This window comes from Planococcus sp. TJ-307, assembly GCF_058268435.1.
The window spans coordinates 1,030,360-1,048,504 of sequence record NZ_JBZDOJ010000001.1 but is presented as its reverse complement, the minus strand read 5'-3'; the positions used below and the strand labels follow the sequence as shown (position 1 = coordinate 1,048,504).

At 44.4% G+C, this 18,145-nt stretch carries 14 protein-coding genes; 2 read left to right on the top strand and 12 right to left on the bottom strand.

Features of this window, described 5'->3' with window-relative positions; all coding sequences use genetic code 11:
* Positions 1-30: 30 nt before the first annotated feature.
* The 7 genes from AC4EHK_RS05045 to AC4EHK_RS05015 all read right to left on the bottom strand — a co-directional run bounded on the left by AC4EHK_RS05045 (position 31) and on the right by AC4EHK_RS05015 (position 12,059).
* Positions 31-1,497 (bottom strand): alpha-amylase family glycosyl hydrolase, encoded by a 1,467-nt coding sequence (locus tag AC4EHK_RS05045; protein WP_490977694.1) that lies wholly within the window; start codon positions 1,495-1,497, stop codon positions 31-33.
* Between the two features lie 221 nt (positions 1,498-1,718).
* Complete coding sequence (locus AC4EHK_RS05040; protein ID WP_490977693.1) at positions 1,719-2,090, bottom strand: YisL family protein; 372 nt, start codon at positions 2,088-2,090, stop codon at positions 1,719-1,721.
* A 68-nt stretch (positions 2,091-2,158) separates the two neighbouring features.
* On the bottom strand, positions 2,159-3,058 hold the full coding sequence (locus AC4EHK_RS05035; protein ID WP_490977692.1) for a fumarylacetoacetate hydrolase family protein: 900 nt from the start codon (positions 3,056-3,058) through the stop codon (positions 2,159-2,161).
* A 43-nt stretch (positions 3,059-3,101) separates the two neighbouring features.
* On the bottom strand, positions 3,102-4,280 hold the full coding sequence (locus AC4EHK_RS05030) for a DUF418 domain-containing protein (protein ID WP_490977691.1): 1,179 nt from the start codon (positions 4,278-4,280) through the stop codon (positions 3,102-3,104).
* A gap of 10 nt (positions 4,281-4,290) precedes the next feature.
* The gene (gene addA, locus AC4EHK_RS05025) at positions 4,291-7,899 is read right to left on the bottom strand and encodes a helicase-exonuclease AddAB subunit AddA (RefSeq protein WP_490977690.1); all 3,609 of its coding nucleotides are present in this window, start codon (positions 7,897-7,899) and stop codon (positions 4,291-4,293) included.
* A complete protein-coding gene (gene addB / locus AC4EHK_RS05020; protein ID WP_490977689.1) occupies positions 7,877-11,353 on the bottom strand; it encodes a helicase-exonuclease AddAB subunit AddB in 3,477 nt (1,158 codons plus the stop codon). Before addB ends, addA begins: the two co-directional genes overlap by 23 nt.
* Before the next feature lie 79 nt (positions 11,354-11,432).
* Positions 11,433-12,059 carry a TVP38/TMEM64 family protein gene (locus AC4EHK_RS05015; RefSeq protein ID WP_490977688.1) on the bottom strand — a complete coding sequence of 209 codons (627 nt, stop codon included), beginning with the start codon at positions 12,057-12,059 and terminating at the stop codon, positions 11,433-11,435.
* A gap of 138 nt (positions 12,060-12,197) precedes the next feature.
* Between AC4EHK_RS05015 and AC4EHK_RS05010 the strand changes: the two genes are divergently transcribed.
* Entirely contained in the window at positions 12,198-12,890 is a 693-nt protein-coding gene (locus AC4EHK_RS05010) for an AzlC family ABC transporter permease (RefSeq protein WP_490977687.1), read from the top strand.
* Positions 12,890-13,195 carry an AzlD domain-containing protein gene (locus tag AC4EHK_RS05005; RefSeq protein ID WP_490977686.1) on the top strand — a complete coding sequence of 102 codons (306 nt, stop codon included), beginning with the start codon at positions 12,890-12,892 and terminating at the stop codon, positions 13,193-13,195. The genes AC4EHK_RS05010 and AC4EHK_RS05005 overlap by 1 nt, the downstream gene beginning before the upstream one ends.
* 20 nt (positions 13,196-13,215) lie before the next feature.
* Here the strand turns inward: AC4EHK_RS05005 and AC4EHK_RS05000 are convergent, their stop codons facing one another.
* The 5 genes from AC4EHK_RS05000 to AC4EHK_RS04980 all read right to left on the bottom strand — a co-directional run bounded on the left by AC4EHK_RS05000 (position 13,216) and on the right by AC4EHK_RS04980 (position 18,046).
* Positions 13,216-13,473 (bottom strand): CsbA family protein, encoded by a 258-nt coding sequence (locus tag AC4EHK_RS05000; protein ID WP_490977685.1) that lies wholly within the window; start codon positions 13,471-13,473, stop codon positions 13,216-13,218.
* A 12-nt stretch (positions 13,474-13,485) separates the two neighbouring features.
* Entirely contained in the window at positions 13,486-14,637 is a 1,152-nt protein-coding gene (locus tag AC4EHK_RS04995) for a PDZ domain-containing protein (RefSeq protein WP_490977930.1), read from the bottom strand.
* Positions 14,638-14,727: 90 nt separating this feature from the next.
* The gene (locus AC4EHK_RS04990; protein ID WP_490977684.1) at positions 14,728-15,834 is read right to left on the bottom strand and encodes a trans-sulfuration enzyme family protein; all 1,107 of its coding nucleotides are present in this window, start codon (positions 15,832-15,834) and stop codon (positions 14,728-14,730) included.
* Positions 15,835-15,845: 11 nt separating this feature from the next.
* Complete coding sequence (locus AC4EHK_RS04985) at positions 15,846-16,424, bottom strand: TlpA family protein disulfide reductase (protein ID WP_490977683.1); 579 nt, start codon at positions 16,422-16,424, stop codon at positions 15,846-15,848.
* Between the two features lie 131 nt (positions 16,425-16,555).
* Positions 16,556-18,046, bottom strand: a complete 1,491-nt coding sequence (locus AC4EHK_RS04980) for a murein hydrolase activator EnvC family protein (protein WP_490977682.1) — start codon at positions 18,044-18,046, stop codon at positions 16,556-16,558.
* Positions 18,047-18,145 lie beyond the last annotated feature (99 nt).

Genomic DNA, 18,145 nt, shown 5'->3' with positions numbered 1-18,145 from the left:
ATCGCTTTATCGTTGCCTGTTTTTATAATCCTATTGTGCTGTATGTTCAGTTGCCTGTTGTTTGGCTGCATCTGCTTTGCGTTGTTTGCCTTTGCGCCAAACGATCCATAGGAACAGCATAAACACCAAATACATGATTGCCAGAGTCGCAATATAAGCCGCGTTAAGTTTGGTTTCCTCTATTACATTAAACACTTCCGCAATTTCACGGTCCTGTGTGATTCGGTATCCTCCATTGTCTTCCTGGCGGATAATATCGCTCTCAAATAAACCACGCAACTCCTGCCCATCGCCAATAATATCTGCAGGCAGGTTAATGTTCTTCGTTGAAGACGAGTTGTTGATGGCAACAATCCATGTTTCTTCATCGTTGGAACGCTTATAGACCATCCAGCCATCTTCGTCATGCAGCATTTCCAACTCACCGTTTCGCAATGCCTCGGAAGAATTGCGCAATGAGCTCAAATCTGTAATATGGTCAACCAGTTCTTTGTCTACTGCCATATCCAGAATTTGGTGAGATTTTGGCAGCTCTGTCCCATTCATTGCTGATTCAGATCCGTACTGGACAACCGGTATTCCAGGCATTGTTAATAGCTGGGTCAACAACAAGGTCCATCGTGTTGGCGGAAATCCATTTTCTTCAACTACATCGGCAGTAAATCTCGATCCAATTAATGAATCCACTTGAATCAAGTTGTCCTGGCTTTCTTGCATAGCAGAAGAAATTCCAGTCAAATCCTGATCAAAATTTTTATACCCGGCACGAAGCGTTTCTTCAATACCCGGCATGACCACTGCATCAAATCCAGCTTTATCCTGCAGTTCCCGGTCGCTAAGGATATAGCTGTTCCGAACGTCTTTCATCGCTTCGGAAAAACTCACAACAAACTCGGGATCCAACTGATCTGCGTCCTGAAGCCGAAAACCGTCAACTTGATAGGTTTCGCTAAAATCCGAAAAGGTAGCAATTAACGCTTCTTGAACTTCTGGGTTCGCGGTATCTAGTGCAAGGCTGCTATCTTCATTTTCTGTAAACCATTCCGGGTGTTTAGCCATCCAATTATGATCTTCACTAACTTGCTGTGTCGGTACATCCACAATCACTTTCATATCCTGATCATGAATTTCAGTTACCAATGCAGTAAATTCTTGTTCTGTTCCAAAATGGCGCTCGAACTCATTATAGTCCAACACTCTTTTTCCATCATATGTAGCGGTCGAAAAAACAGGTCCGATTGAAAGAGCGGTAAAGCCCATTTCTTTCACAAATAAGAGTTCGCTGGCCATGCCATCAAAATCGCCCCCACTGAAACTGGCAGGGTCCAATGCGTTCACTTCATAATCATTGTCAATTTTTTTATTAAAATAGCGGTCAACCAGCACATCATAGATGAGCTCATCTTTCAGTTCACGCTCTTCTGCAGCAGATGCTGGAGTAACGAAGGTCATCAGCAATGCGCCAGTTAATATGCTTGAAATCCATTTTGCTTTCAATCCAAAATCCTCCTTCAATGAGGTTGCTATTGCGTTCTACCCCGATTCATTTTATCAAAATCCGGCTGCCGTCGCCATGTTAAGTTCAGCTTTCGGCCAGTACTTCCCGGAGTTTCGTCTAAACTGTGAAAATCGAGAAAAATAGGGTACGCAGATGGAACCGAATTATCGCTTTTCAAAAAACAAAAAAGGCAGGTGCTGGATGCACCTGCCTGCTTTGTTTAAAAGAAATCCATACCGATTGGCAACATAAGGCCAATGAACATTGTTCCAAATAAGAACACTGCGAACAATACCCAAAACATCGTGACCGGTTTTTGTTTTTTCGAACGAACCAAAACCATTTCCATCATTCCGATTGTCAAAACACCCAATAGGAATTTAATGCCGTAAAGCATTGGATCTGAAGAAGACCATTCGATAAACAATGTAAGTCCTGTAATAATGATCAAAATGTAAAACAATCTCAATACCATGTGGAGAATTTTGCGGCCTTTGCTGTCACGCTGCATAAATGCTGCGATCAAGAACAAAACGACTGCAACAACCCATGTCGTAATGTGTAAATGTGTGGTCTGTGTAAAAATATCCAAAAGCTCACCTCTTCTAATAAAGTCCTTTCCAGTTTATCACAAATCGGACGATGAGAAGAGCTCAGATCTTATGACAAATGTGTGACGAGTGTCCCGATGGACTCAATTGATACTTTCACCGTATCTCCTGCTTTTAAGAATTTTGGTGGATTAAAGCCTTTGCCGACTCCAGCCGGTGTTCCGGTAAGCAGAACATCTCCCGGTTCTAACGCAATGTATCTTGATACTTCCGCAACAAGATCATCCACTCGGCGAATCATGTTTTCTGTGTTGCCGTTTTGGCGCACTTCATCATTCACTTTTGTCACAACGGACAGGTTTTGTGCTTGTGGAATCTCATCTTTTGTGACGATATAAGGTCCAATTGGGCATGAACCTGGCAAGCTTTTCCCCAGGAAATACTGCTGATGTTTTTCTTGCAGATCCCGTGCAGTCAAATCGTTTGCGATTGTGTAGCCAAACACATAGTCATATGCCATTTGCTTAGGTATGTTGTGGCCGGCTTTTCCGATGATCACAGCCAATTCACCTTCGTAATCATAAGAATCAGTCAAATCACTGTGAACAGAAACCGTTTCGCCGTCTGCTGAAATACAAGTAGGCGACTTGGTGAAAACCACCAAATCTACTGGAGCATCGGCGCCCATTTCTTTTGCGTGATCTGCATAGTTTTTTCCAACACAAATAATATTTTTAGGTGTTCTGGAAATTGGCGACAACCATTCAATTTCTGAAAAAGAGTGTTTGAATTCTTCAGAGTGGTCAGACTGAACAGCGGCTTCCGTCAATTTGCGAATTTGTTCAACAAACTCCAGACCTTGCGGAATTCCTTCTATCAATTGTGCTGGGAATGCAGGCAGGACCTCTAATTGCTGTTGGATGGCAAGCAAATCCCAAACAGCTTCTTCCTTTTTAACTTTTGGTCCGAATCCTTCTTTTCCTTCATAGCGAAATGATAACAGCTTCATTCGTCAAACACTCCTTTTCTGTGGTTGAATTCATTATACACATTCACGGTTTTGAATTGTTAGTTTTTTCGAATTTATTTCCATATGTCCATTTTCTCCAGACACTTTCAAGCGGCCCTCTTGAAAATTTTTCAAACCAAATTTCTGCGAAAATCAACTGAACGACGAAAATTCCGATGGCAATCAAAGTTCCGGTCAACAAATCTACCTGCCCATAAAGACCAAAGCCGTACGAATAAAAAATCAATGTTGCCAATACCGATTGGGTAATATAAGTCGTTAGTGACATCCGTCCGACTTTCGCTAACGGAGATAATAGCTTTTGCAAGCTGGATTTTTGAGCCAGCAAAGCGATAATGGCTGCATAGCCAATTGCTACAAGCGGTCCTCCAAAAATATCCTGCAAATAGACAAAGGCATAGTTTGGTTCAAATAGAAATGGCGCAGCCTTCAACAACAAGCCGATCAGCAATGGAACAATGGCTAAAAACAGCCATAGTTTGCGTTTTTCCTGCGTCCGTTCAATCAGCCGCCATTTTCCGGCAGCTGCACCGATCATCAGAAACGGCAAGATGGTCGCGATTAAAATAATGTAGCCGACGAAATTGTTCGTATAGGTCCAATCTTGCAAGCGTTGGCTAAAAATTTCTGCAAAACTGCCGGACTGGTAAGACTGAATCGAACTCTCGATTTCCATGTACCCTACATACGTATTTGGATCTGCTGCTGCCGCGATAAACATGACCCCCAACAGCAACAGATGAGGCAGTGCATAGATGATGACTGCAAAGCCCATTAACCAGCTTGATGGCAAACGGATCATTCCGATAAGCAGAAAGCCCATAATGGCATAGGTGATCAAAATATCTCCATACCAGATTAAAAAGGCGTGAATAATGCCAAACAGCAGAAGAACTGACAGGCGCTTAACTGCTACTGGAATAAAAGGGCGCTGCTTGGCTTCAGCACGCATAAATTGCATAGCCAGTCCATAGCCGAACAACATGGCAAACAAGGGATAGAAGCTTGCCTGAACAAAAATATCAATAAACAAATATATCCCTTCATTCAGATTTCCATTAAACCATTTATAAGGATCTATATAAGACAAAGGCGAATGGAAAGCCAGCATGTTAATGACCAAAATGCCAAAAAGCGAAAACCCTCTCATTAAATCAATGGCTTTTACACGTTCATTTAAAGAAACTGGTTGTAAGTTCAAAATATTCCTCCTAAATGTTTACTTCCTCACTTGCCGCAAATAAATACAGCAATTTTTCTTTAATCGAAATCTGAAGAATCGATTCCACGGCTTCCCGGTAAACAGTCAGCTGCACACTATAGCGCTCGCTCATTTCTTTATCCACATCACTCATATGCGTTACACGGTCCGTCTTATAATCGAGCAGCACCCAGCCATCCGGTTCCTCAAACAGGCAATCGACGATTCCTTGAATGATTTGATGATCCCCATCTGCGTCTTGTTTGGCGTATGTGAACGGAACTTCTCGCTTGATATTTTTGGCTGCTCGCAAGCGTTCCGCAGTATGGCTTTCGTAAAAGCGTTCGACTTCTTCCACTTTTACGGCTTTGCCTTCGTCAGGAGACAAAATTTCCTTTCCTACCAGCGTTTCGATAAATTCACCTATTTCAGCAGCGTCCATCGTTCTGTTCAATGGAATGTGCTGCATAACCGCGTGTACAGCGGTTCCCACATCAGATGCTGACAAGCGCTTGTCTGTCATGAAATCCGGACGGTGCATCAACATTGTTCTTTCAGGTTTTGCCGTTTGAATGAATGATTCAGGTTCATCATTGCGCTGCAGCATTTGCAGCCGTTTCATTTCTGTCACGGACTGCTTGGACCGCTTCTCAACCGCTCCTTGGTGCGGATACTGATAATTAAAACGGTCACTGACTAATTTGTGATAGTTTTCATTCGATTCTTCCCCTTCCAGCAATTTAACCAAATTCACAATTCCTGGAAGCAAAGACTGGGATTCGATGATTTCAATATGAAAACGGGATGAATGATCGAGAATATTGCCATTCACATTCAGCTGCTCCGCCGCATCCGGATGTCTCGCAACGGCCGGGCCAATCCAATCCAAATAGCCTTTGGCACGTGAACGCATAAAATCCGGCAGCCGGACTTCGTTGGTGCTGACTTTCCATTTTTCAAAGAGCTTATCGATATCTTTTACCGAAGCGGTCAAATACAAGTGCTCTTTTGCTCGTGTCATCGCAACGTACAATACTCGCATTTCTTCTGCTTTCATCTGCAGCTGCTTCATTTCTCTTACTGCCAGAAAAGGCAAAGACGTATATTCAATTCTCGTATCCGGGTTAACCGCCTTGACGGCCAATCCATAATCCTGGTCGAATAGATAGGATTTGCGGAAATCCATTTCATTAAACGAACGGCCCGTACCTGCAAAAAAGACTACAGGAAATTCAAGCCCTTTTGACTTGTGGACAGTCATAAGCCGGACCACGTTTTCTTTTTCACTCAGTGATTTCGCAGTCCCCAAATCATCGCCTCGCTCCCGCATGCGGTCAATAAAACGCAAAAAGCGAAACAAGCCGCGGAATGAGGTTTTTTCGTATTCCAGTGAACGGTCATGCAAAGCGCGCAAATTAGCTTGCCGCTGCTTGCCGTTGGTCATCGCACCTGCCATTTCGTAATAATTTGTATCCAAATAAACTTGCCAAATCAACTCAGCCAACGAGCCTCGGCGAGCCTGATTGCGCCACCCTTCCAACTGAATAACGAAGCGCTGCAGTTTTTCAGCCGCCGCAGGATCAATTCCTGTGCCAGTGCGCATGAAAGTTTTTACTGCTTCGTAAAACGAGGCTTGAGGAGCCGCCAAGCGGATTTCAGCCAATTCATTTTCATTTAATCCGATAAACGGTGCCCGCAAAACGGAAGTCAGCGGAATGTCCTGGTATGGGTTATCGATGACGCGCAGCGTATTCAGCATGATCATGACTTCAAGCGCATCAAAATAGCCGCCAGTTAACTCCGCATATAAGGGAATGCCGGCCATTTTAAATTCGTCCACAAAATCTCCAGACCAGGTCATAGAGCGCATCAGCACCACAATATCCCGATATTCCAACTTGCGCTGCTGTTGTGTCCATGGGTCATTTACCAACATTTCCTGTTCCATCATTTCTTTGATCTTCTTGGCAATAAAGCGCGCTTCCCATTGAGATTTCACCATGTCCTCATCCACTGCTTCTTCTTCCGTTTCCGGTTCGTGAATCAAGGCCAATTCAATTGGAATCTGCTGGTCTGGATAAGGAGCTTTCGCTTTTAAAGCTGCCGCCTCGTCATAGTCGATTTCTCCAACCCGCTCGCCCATAATTTGCGAGAAGATATAATTGGTGCCGTCCAGTATTTCTTTACGGCTTCTAAAATTTGCATTTAAATCAATGCGCAGACCTGTAGACTCGGCATCATGGCGGAAACGGGAATACTTCCCTAAAAACAGCATCGGTTCAGCGAGACGGAAGCGGTAAATCGATTGTTTTACATCGCCTACCATAAACATATTGCCGTCGTGTTCACCACCCGATTTCACTAGTTTCAAAATCGTTTCCTGCAACAGGTTGGTATCCTGGTATTCGTCCACCAACACTTCTTTAAACCGCGCCTGATATTCTGTTGCAATGGCAGAAGCTTTGCCATTGTCCGATAAGATTTCCAGCGCATAATGCTCCAAATCAGAAAAATCAACCAAAGCCCGGTCGATCTTCAAGGTTTTGTACTGCTCGGCAAACGTTTGCGTCAGTTCCACTAGCGTCTTCATCATGGGAGCCATTTCGCGCATTTCATCAAGCAGGCGCTTTGGTGAGCGTGTGAAATAAGCATCAAACAGACCGCTGACAATTTTTTTCACTTCATTGCGCATCCCCTTTGCTTCTTCTGCAATTGCAGGGTCACAGGAATCCTTTTTGATGCTCGCTGCTTTTTCGAATTGGAATGACTGTGAAAAATCATAAAGGCTGTTCCAAGAAGTTTCTAAAGCAGCAATAGCCGCTTGGATCACTTCAGCATCTGTTTTAAATGTTCCTTCCAGCAAAGCAGGACCATCCGGCTGCAAGGACAATTGCAGGCCTTCCTGCGTAAGCTGCAAGGCCTCTTCTAAAGCATGCCGTATCGTTAGTTTTAAGTCTCCGATAAATGGCAGTTCGTCAACGGATGCTGACACTGGTACATCGTATAAGCTCGGTACTTGCTCGAGCCATTTTTCGGGGTCAGGGTGCACACGCGAATAATCATATAGCTTGCTAAGCAGTACTTCCATTGCCTGGTCGCTGCGGTCGGAAGTAAAGCTGTCTGCCAGACGGTATACCGCCTCTGCCCCTTCACCTTCATAAGCTGTTTCGAGCACTGCTTCGAGTACATCGTCCCGCAGCAAAGCCGCTTCGGTGTCTCCGGCAATTCGGAATCCTGGATCGATTTCAAGTAAATAAGCATACTGTTTTACTACTTGTAAACAAAAAGAATGCAGTGTAGAGATTTGGGCTTTATTGATCAGACGTAATTGCTTTCTTAGGTGGCTTGATTCTGGATTCTCTGCCACTGCCTTTTCCAATGCAGTTGACATGCGATGCCGCATTTCAGCAGCAGATGCATTGGTGAAAGTAACGACCAACAGCTCGTCCACTGAAATGGGGTCTTGTTCAGCCAGCACCTTTTCAATCATTCGGTTGATCAGGACGGCTGTTTTCCCTGAACCGGCTGCAGCGGACACGAGCATGTCCTGGCCTTTTGCCCAAATCGCCAGCCATTGTTCATCGGTCCACGTGGCATCAATCGGTTTTTTCGGTATCATCTTCAGTGGTCTCCTTTCTGATCAACTCTACTGCTTTATCCGGCGACAAAGCTGGGAGTTTGCGGTAGCTTTGTTCTGGATCTGACGGGTCAAATTGGCATACGGAACGGTAGGAACAAAATTGGCAAGGCGTATCCTCTTTTACTTTATAAGGCGTGATGCTTGTATTGCCCTCGAGTATGCCATTTCCGGCATGTTGATGCTTGCCGCGTACAAATCGGCGGATGGCTTGCATGTCTTCTTTAATGACTGTTTTCGACTGGGAGGCAGACACTGAACCGCTTTTATTGAGCCGGACTGGGATAACATTGGAGTAACCGTCAATCCCATCATCCATCGCCTGGATCACTTCTGGATCTTCGACAACCAATCCATTCATTTTAAACGATTTAGCCATTTCTTCTTCCAGTTCTTCAGCTGTCATTAATTTCGTCAATTTCAGCATCGGATTATGCATATGGAAGTATAGAACGCCTGCTGGTTCCGCCTCTTCCCCCAGCCAGCGATCCGAATGGGTCAATGCCACATCCAGATACGTGAACGTTTGCAGGGAAAGACCATGATAAACATTGCTGAGATCGAGCCCCTGCTTGGACGATTTATAGTCGACCACGCGCAAATACGGTTTGCCGTGAATTTCAGTCGAATCGATTCGGTCAATCCGTCCGCGGACATTCATTTTGCGGCCATTGTTTAACGGAATGTCGAGTGGCGGAATGGTTTCTTGGGGTCCAAAACCAACTTCCAAAGCAACCGGCACAAATCCGGAAACTTTGGCGTGCTTACTGAGCATAAATGCTGTCTGGCGGATGATGCCTTCCAACTTGTGCTGGATATATCGGTAGCGGTGGGAGCTGATTAAAATGTGATTAACGAAATATGGAGAGAGCTGCTCAATCGCTTCTTTGGCCAAATTCTGGCACTGTTTTTGCGTTAAGGATGACCAGGAAACGCCAAGCCTTAACACTTCGTCTGAAATCCATTTGATTGCTGCATGGAACAGGTCTCCCATAGCGGGAGCCGCCAATTTATACTGGCTGCGTTCCTCAAGGCGCAAACCGTAAGTAACATAATGTGCAAACGGACAGCTATAATAAGTTTCCACACGGGAAACACTGGATGAAATTGGAGAGCCGTACAATGGCTCAGTAATTTCTGGGCGCAGGGGATCTGCTGTATTTGGTTTAATTGGCGCCAGAATTCGTTCAATGACCGAAGACCAGTATGGATCTTCGCGGTAATAGTTTAAAACTGCACGCCATTCAGCTGTCAATTCCCCGCTGCGAATCTGCGATGTCAAATAAGCCAGAGTTGCCCGAGGATGCGAAATATAAGCAAGTGGCGACGTGTCCAGAAGCTCTTCCGGATCAATGACTGCAGGAGTTAAGTCGATTGACAGCATATCCTTGAGTTTTTGAATATAGAGAGAAGGAAGCAGTGCTTTTCCTTCTTCGTCTGCGATTGGAAACGAGACCGTCAGCAGTTCTGAAGCAGAAGTAAACGCACGGTAGACCATATAAGTTTCATCCATTAAACGCATTTTTGAATTTGGAGCCAGTTCAAAACCAATTTGTGCAAACCAGTCCCTGTCTGCATCGGTCAAAATGCCTTCTTGCTCAATACGTTTTGGCAATACCCCATCATTGGCACCAATAACAAATACCGACTTGATATCCATTAAACGCGCTAAATCAATCTTCGACACTGTCACTTGGTCCAATGAAGGCGGGATGCGGGAAAACTCCAGCGTTTCGAATCCCTCGTCCAAAACTTTGACAGCTGTTGCTAAGTCAATTTCTTTGTCGCCGAACATCAGCACAAACTGATCCAATACACCGATCCACTGGTTCCATGCTTGTTCATGTTCAGTAGCCGCCAACAAGCGATGTTCGGTTTCTTCCCGCTCTCTTAAGGTTTGAATTTTTGCGTAAACATCCATCTTCTCAATAAATAGGAATAAGGCTTCTGCAACGTCTCTTCCGGTTCCGCTAAGTTTCAGTTGCTCTTTTAATTGCGCCAAAGGCTCTCTGATCAAATCACGGACCGCATGAAGTTCCATTTGTGCTGCCAATTCTTCATCCGTCTGGATTGATGTATGGAATTCCAGACCGCGGTATTTTTTGTAGAACCACCGTTTTTCTTCAAACCAGCGTTCTCCGTATACACCATTGGCAATGACAAAATTCTCCAATAAATCACTGCGCTCCCGCCATTTTGATAGAGGTCCCTGCGGAAAGAATAAATCTGTTTTGACGGCACGGAACACCGATTCGTACGAATAATTGGAAACAACCGCTTCAAGAACCGACCGGCTGAACTCAATCAAAGGATGGTGCAGCATCGATTTTTTTTGACTGATGAAATAGGGGATGTCATATTGTGGAAAAATGGTATTAATCAATTCATCATAAATTTCCGGCTGCCGGTACAAGATGGCAATTTCACTATAGCGAAACCCCTGTCTTGCCTGATCTCGTATGCTTCGCGCAACCGAATGGATTTCAGCACGTCTATTTGCTGCTTCGACTAATGATACATGGCCTTGGCCTTGAATTTTCGGTGTCGGGTAATCATCGAAATGCCGTTCGATATGCTCGAGCTCCTGGTGCGCAAAACGGCGAGGCAAATTGAGGTGCACCGGATGTTCAATCTCAATGCCCTCTTTGGCAGCCTGCTCGCTTAAGCGGCGGGCGGTATTGGCAGACTGGTAAAACAAAGCCTGCTCATCGAATGGATCTGTTTGTTCATCCATTGGAAGCGCGATGGTCACTGATTTGGCGTGCTTCATCAATTCGAAGAGAATCTCGTACTCTCTTGCAGTGAACGTGACAAATCCATCAATATAGATTGTCGCCGATTTTACCAAATCGGAATAAGGAATTTTTTCACTCAATAAAGCTAAATGGCCTTCGGAATCTACAAATACTTTGCCCAGGCGATTTTCAATCTCTGTCAAGATCAATTCCAAATCCTCCGCTTTGTCGAGTAATGTTTTTGGAGCACCTGCTTCCGTCAATGACGAGCGAATTGAGCTCAACTCCCCGCAATCCACACAGTAGCGAGCAAACTCCTTCACCAGTTGTTCAATTTGGTCTGTAAAGCCGCGTTTTCCTGCAGCTCTGCGGAACAATTGAAAATCGTCGCGATGGTCCTCCAGCAAGCTGCGGATCAGCATGCGATACCCGAACGTATCCACTTCTTTTCTGCTGATGCCGCCAACTTCCTGCAATACTCGCCACGCAAGCCGCTTGAAAGTAACAGCTTGTGCACGGATCATGCCATTCATGCCATAGGAGGCAGCAAGTCGATACTCTGTGGAAAACGACATCTGGTCCGGCACAATAAGGAAAATCGGTTCTCCGTCTGCCTGCCGCTGTAACTCAGAGACAATTTCTTCCTGAACAAAACGAGTTTTTCCCGCCCCCGCTCTGCCGTATACAATGCGCAAAGACATTCAATCACCCTCCAAATAAGAACGTTTGTTCTAATTATACAACTAAGCAAAGTTGATTGCTAATTTCACTAATCTATTGTCACTTGTGTTTCTCGCGTTCTTCTTTCGCTAATCGAAAATCGGCTTCTACTCTTTTATTTAATCGTTTTTCCAGAATTTTACCGATAACATACAACAATATGATTACCAAGACAACAATCGCTGTCCGCACCGGCTGGGTGAATAAAGCACGCAGGTCATAGCCTACATAAGAAATCGTAAACACCATCACAAATTTCCCAGCCATGACAGTCAATAAATAATAATGCTTTCGAATATTTGATAAGCCTGCTACTAAGTTAACAAGTGCAGACGGTGTAAAAGGCAGGCACAGCAATAGGAACAGCGGGCCAAATCCATTTCGCTCAACCCAGTGAATCAACTTTTGGACCTTTTCATGCCGTGTCATGAAGTTCATAAAGCGTGCACGGCCGTATTTGCGAACCAATAAGAACACTGCATAAGCACCTAAGACCGAACCGCCCCATGATAATAAGAAGCCAAGCCAAAGTCCATAAGCCGTTGCATTCGCAAAAACAAAAACGAACAATGGCAGGAAAGGCAAAAAGGCTTCGATGAATGGAAGCAGGAAGCCAATCAACGGACCAAATGCCCGGTAAGATTGGGTCAATTCAACAATATTCTCCATGGAAAAAAACTCTGACATAGGCTCATTCCTTTAAAATGCAAAATTTTAAAAATGCTCTTCAAAACGAAAATGTTTATATGATATGCTATTATAATTACTTTACACCCTTTCAGGGAGTTTGGAAAAGGAAATACCTATACATAAGGAGCGAGAAAAATGGACGGACGTGAATTTTCTGCTGGATTAAAGGCTGGGACCAGCATAGCGATCGGCTATTTTCCGATAGCATTGACCTTCGGATTGTTGGCTAAGACAACTGGACTTTCCTTGCTGGAAGCGACAGCAATGAGCATCTTTGTTTACGCGGGCGCAGCCCAGTATATCTCTTTATCTCTTATCACTGCGGGGGTTGCGCCAGCAGTAATTGTGCTAAACACTTTCATCGTCAACATCCGCCATTTTCTTATGACGGCTTCGCTTAATGAAAAGATGCAGCCGGATGATCGTTGGAAAAAAGCGCTGTATGCTTTCGGAATTACGGATGAATCGTTTTCAGTATTGGCTACTCAAAAAGGCACTAAATTGAGCACGGCTTTTGCTGTTGGCGTTATTGTCATCGCCTATGGCAGCTGGATTGTCTTTACCGCAGTCGGCCACTTAATCGGTGCCAACCTGCCTCAATTTTTACAGGCATCCATGTCTATTGCGCTTTATGCGATGTTCGTTGGCCTATTGGTGCCTTCGATGCGCGGCAATCGGAAAGTAGTCAGCCTCGCCGTCATTGCCGGACTGATCAATTCCTTGTTTTTCTTCACCGAATGGCTGTCTACAGGTTGGGCTATTATGGTTTCTACATTGGCCTCAGCCATATTCATTGAATGGATTTCACGGAAAGGTGTGAAAGCGTAATGGGTTCATGGTATTGGTGGATGATACTGGGTATGGGCGTGGTGACTTATCTCCCTCGTGCTATTCCACTGACATTTCTGGAAGGGCGCGAATTGCCTGAATCCCTTCAGAACATTCTGCGGAATATTCCCTATGCCGTTTTAGGGGCATTGATTTTTCCAGCAATCTTTTTTATTCAAGAAAATATCTGGTTTGGAATAATTGGTGCCATTGCAGCATTTGGCATTGCTGTTACAGGCGCCAATGTGATGATTGTCGTCCTTGGGTCAATCGCCGTGCTGGCAGTGTACAGTATATTTATTTGAAGCTACGCAAAAAAAAGCCGTCACTCATTTTCATGAGCTTCGGCTTTTTTTCTGCGATTGAACATTCTTGTGGAATACCAGAATCCGGCAGTTAGAGAAGCCGCATTCACAACGAACAACAGCCACGTTTGCGTGTATCCCGCGTAAACAGCTGCTGCTATCAGTGCCACAGTCAAAATCAATGCAACAATGTGGTTAAACGTAACTCTCGTAAATAAAATGACGAGCAGCCCGGGCACCAGCAGTGACAGAAAAAACTTGGTTACCATTGATTCCATTTGTTTATCTCCTTAATTGACCACTAATAATCCCAATCGATGATGATCGTGACGGAAAATAACATGTTGGCGCAAGCGAACTTCCAGATTATGGTCCAGTACTTCCAGACGGCAATGAGCCGCATTGACTTGGATTGCTTCATACAACTCTGACTCGTTTGCAATTGCAATGCCGTTCACTTTGCGAATCACTTCCCCGCGCAGCAAGCCCATTTTGTCAGCTGGAGAACCTGGCAGCACATCTACAATCATAACTCCTTGAGCTTGCGGAGTAACGGCGTAATTGCCGCCACGCTCTTTCAGCGCAAAATAAACTGAGATCGCAATTCTTCCAATTACTCCGGCTGCCAAAGCGGCAATTGCCAATGGCTGCCATGCTAATGCAAGCAACCCGATTACAATAATACCAATTCCTAGTTTCGAAACGGCTTTACCAACCACTGGATACAGATAAACCGGCAAGGTGCGTTGAGAACGGCCCAGAAACCCAAAAATGAACGGGAACAAAATCAGCGAAAAATTTGTTTCGCCAATCGGTAACTGCGGCCAGTAAGGCGCATAGGAATCAATTAATTCACCTGGCACCACCAATAAGATGGGCAATAGCCACAAGCGCTTCGAGATATATGCTGCTGCTTTTAAGCCACGTCCAGATTTATGCAATCGTGGAGATGCAGCCTCTGCTGCTGCTTTATCAATCATTTTTCCTTCTGCGAACACAAGTGCGCCTGCGATAAGTGCCACTGGAATCAACCATTGAAAGGCAAATGCTGTTCCTTCAAAACTGAATAGACCAAAGTTCACCGACCATCCATTGGCATGAAACAACCAACTTAGCCCAACGGCTGCAGCCGCCAAGTAAATAAATGAACCAGCCTGATAAAAAGTCGTCACCATCAATAGAATAGACACGATGCTCAAAGCAATCAGCCATCCGATTGGGACAACCAGCCCGATTCCTGCAAACAGGACAGAAAAGATAAGGGCATATAACCACCCATCTTTTACGAGCCTTTTAAATTCGGTCAGTCCGTAGACAATCCGAATCCTGAAAATTTTACGTTCTTTTTTTACTCGATAATATCCCAACAACACTGCGGCAAGCAATGCTATGTATAAAACCGGATTTACAAAAAATCTACCAATCGCGAATACTAAATCCATTATCACTGTACTTACACCATCCTATCACCAGCAATTGAAGCTACCTCTCATTGTACCAAACAAAACCGGCTTACTGCAGTTCTTTTTCAGTTAAACGAAAGCGGCGCCCAATTGTTCCAAAATATCTTCGATTCCTTCAATTCCTGCAGACAGCCGAATCACTTGTCGTGTAACACCAATGTTTTCTTTTTCTTCTGTCGACAGCGCTCTGTGTGAAGTTCCATATGGATACGAAACGGTTGTCTCTACGCCCGCCAAAGTCGGAACAATTTTTATCCACCCGAGTGAAGAAAAGAACACCGATACATCGACTGCTTCCGGCAATTCGAACGATACAATGGCTCCTGCCCCCGGATACCAGACGCGTGCTTTGCCTTCTAAGAATGTGGCAATCGCTTGAGCATTTTCTGTTTGTGTTTTCATTCGAAGGGCCAAGGTTTTAATGCCGCGAATGGTTAACCATGCTTCAAAAGGGCTTAAGTTCAACCCGAGATTCACGACTCGCTTTTCAGCAATGCCGATCAGTTCTGTATCTCCCACTAAAACACCTGCAGTAACGTCGCTATGGCCACCTAGATACTTTGTTGCACTATGAGCGACCAAATCCACTCCAAGTGCATATGGGGTCATTGTGTAAGGTGTTGCGAATGTGTTGTCGATCATTATGCGAACATCGTGGCGTGTTTTCAGTTCACAAAGAGCTTCAATATTTTCCATGCGCAAAAATGGATTGGTGATCGATTCACTGAAGACCAGTTTAATTTCCGGTGTACCGATTAAAATTTTTTCCAGCTCATTAATATTCGAAAAATCAGCAAAATGAACTCTGATTCCCATCAAGACCAGCTCTTCTTTCAACAAATGCAAGGTACCGCCGTAGACATCCTGAGCGGCCAAAATATGGTCGCCTGCTTTAACAACCGCCAAAATCCCAGCAAGGATGGCTGATGTTCCTGAAGATGCTGAAACACCCTTTGGTGCCCGTTCTAAATCTGCAACTGTTTGGCCCAAAGCATCAGTATTTGGATTTGCTGTCCGAGAATACAAATACGTACCGTTTCCTTCATAATAGCCTTCCAGTTCTTCCAACGAAGAGAATGAAAATGCTGAGGTTTGGTAAAGCGGCATCACTTTTGATTGGATTGTCCGTTCCTTCATTGTTGCGGTATGAACTGATTTGGTTTCAATTGATGTCATTGTTCTATCCCCTATTCCATATTATCGACTAACTGCTCCATCATGGACAAATCCATTGGACCCACTATTTTATTTTGAATACGCCCTTCAGTGTCAATCATATACGAAGTTGGAATCGACATTGCTTGGTAGGTCGAGCCAACATCGCCTTCTTCATCCATTGGAACGGAAAATTCCAATCCAAACTCTTCAACAAAATCCTCAATGTTTCCGAGTCCCCTGTCTTCAGTGGTTAAATTGACTGCTAAAATTACGACGTTTTCATTTTTTGCCTGTTCTTCATAATAAGTTTGCATATGTGGCATTTCTGCTCTGCAAGGCGGACACCAGGTCGCCCAGAAATTCAATAATACTTTTTGACCTTTATAGTCTGATAAAGTCACCACTTCACCATCCAATGTGGTCAACTGAAAATCTGGGGCTTGTTCGCCTTTAGCCAAGCCTTCGTCCGTCGGCAAAAAATCTACATCACTACCGAGAGCCATATTATCGAGCGCCTCAGACTCTGCCGTATGATTCTGAACAGCACCTACGATTACAATTCCAACCATAACAGCAAGCACCAATAAGCCAATAATCTTTTTAGGCATCTGTTATTCACTCCATTCAATTTTCATCATACGATAAATAAGACGTCTTGTTCCACTATATTAAATTAAAAATGTGAAGGATGATAAAACTCTAAAAAACAGCCGGCATTGAGATGCCGGCTGTCCTAAATTTACAATGAGATATAACTTGCTGGATTGACTGCGTTCGTACGCCCACCGTTCCAAGGCCCAACATGAATTTCGAAATGCAGGTGATCACCGAACGAACGTCCGGTATTCCCCATTCCACCGATGTTTTGCCCTTGGGATACTTGTTGGCCAACTGACACACCGATCGAGTTCAAATGTGCATAAACCGTCGCATGCGTTTGTCCATTAATTGAATGTGTAATGATGACTACGTTTCCGTAGCCGCCCATTGATCCAGCGTAAGACACGAATCCGCTGGCCGAAGCAACAATGGCTGTACCTTTGCTATTGGCAATGTCCACGCCTTGATGGAATTCTGGTCCAGAACCAATATCGCGCATTCCGAATTTAGAAGTGAAGCGGCCAGCAGCAGGGCGAATAAATCCAGAACTCACATTAACTGTAGCTGCTGGTTCAGGCGCACTGTATGCTGGTGCCGGTGCTGGTGTGGCTACACTTGGTGTACTTGGTGCAACTGGTGCAACTGGTGCACTTGAAGCCTGTGCTTCGTTAGCCGCTTTTTGAGAGGCTGCTCTGTCTGCTTCAACTTTTTCCGCTGCTGCTTGTTCAGCTGCAGCGCGTTCTGCCGCTACTCGTTGTGCTGCTGCTTTTTCAGCGGCTGCTTTCTCGGCTGCTGCACGCTCTTCTGCCAGTTTACGTAAACGTTCTTCTTCTGCTTTTCTTGCAAGTTCTGCAAGGCGAGCCTGCTCGTTAACGATTTTTGTTTCAAGTTCTGCACTTACATCAATTGTTTCATCACGCTGCTCAACAAGGTTAGTTTTTTCTTTTGCTAAACGATCTTGCTCAGCATTCAAATCTTGCACAAGTTCTGCTTGCTGTGCTTTTTGTCCGTCTAATGATTTTTTAAGGCTGACAAGCTCTGCACGACGATCTTCTTGACCGACAAGTTTTTCTTCCACTTGCGCTTTTTGTTCGCCTAATAGTTTTTTATCTTCTGCTTGCTCATTCATGATTTCGCGATCTGCATCAATCAATGTATTCACTGCTGAGAATCGATCGATAAAATCAACAAAGCTATTAGCACCTAATAATACATCTATGTAGTCAACTGAGCCTCCGCTCAATTGAATGGCACGTGCACGTTCCTGCAACAGTTCTGTTCGTTCAGCTATTTTTCTTTCGAGTTCTTTAATAGATTCCTTCAAATCATCAATTTCAACCATTGTCTGATCGATTTCACCTTGAACTCCATTGATTTTTGACTGAGTTTCGAGCATTTGGTTCTCGAGCTCCTGGATTTTGGCCATAATATTTTCCAGTGTAGATTGGTTTTGGTCTATTTCAGTAGATTTTTGACCGATACCTGAATTCAACTCAGTTTGTTTTTCTTCCATTTTTTGCTGTTCTTGCTGTAGTTCACTTAAGGTATCTGCACTTGCTGTTGGAATCAATAAGGTTAACGCCAATACAGATGAAACACCAGTCAACAACCATTTCGACTTTGAATTCAAGTTCGTGTTCCCCTTTCGGCTTTACGCTCTTTTCTATCTATCTTTATCTCTCTATTTTATCCAGTGGCATTAGGTATCTCAATAGTACCTGTAAACTGG

Bases quoted from the DNA above. Each gene is read 5' to 3' on its own strand.
- AC4EHK_RS05035 (WP_490977692.1), bottom strand. From the start codon at position 3,058: ATGAAGCTGTTATCATTTCGCTATGAAGGAAAAGAAGGATTCGGACCA.
- addA (WP_490977690.1), bottom strand. From the start codon at position 7,899: ATGATACCGAAAAAACCGATTGATGCCACGTGGACCGATGAACAATGG.
- addB (WP_490977689.1), bottom strand. From the start codon at position 11,353: ATGTCTTTGCGCATTGTATACGGCAGAGCGGGGGCGGGAAAAACTCGT.
- AC4EHK_RS05015 (WP_490977688.1), bottom strand. From the start codon at position 12,059: ATGTCAGAGTTTTTTTCCATGGAGAATATTGTTGAATTGACCCAATCT.
- AC4EHK_RS05010 (WP_490977687.1), top strand. From the start codon at position 12,198: ATGGACGGACGTGAATTTTCTGCTGGATTAAAGGCTGGGACCAGCATA.
- AC4EHK_RS05005 (WP_490977686.1), top strand. From the start codon at position 12,890: ATGGGTTCATGGTATTGGTGGATGATACTGGGTATGGGCGTGGTGACT.
- AC4EHK_RS05000 (WP_490977685.1), bottom strand. From the start codon at position 13,473: ATGGAATCAATGGTAACCAAGTTTTTTCTGTCACTGCTGGTGCCCGGG.
- AC4EHK_RS04995 (WP_490977930.1), bottom strand. From the start codon at position 14,637: ATGGATTTAGTATTCGCGATTGGTAGATTTTTTGTAAATCCGGTTTTA.
- AC4EHK_RS04990 (WP_490977684.1), bottom strand. From the start codon at position 15,834: ATGACATCAATTGAAACCAAATCAGTTCATACCGCAACAATGAAGGAA.
- AC4EHK_RS04985 (WP_490977683.1), bottom strand. From the start codon at position 16,424: ATGCCTAAAAAGATTATTGGCTTATTGGTGCTTGCTGTTATGGTTGGA.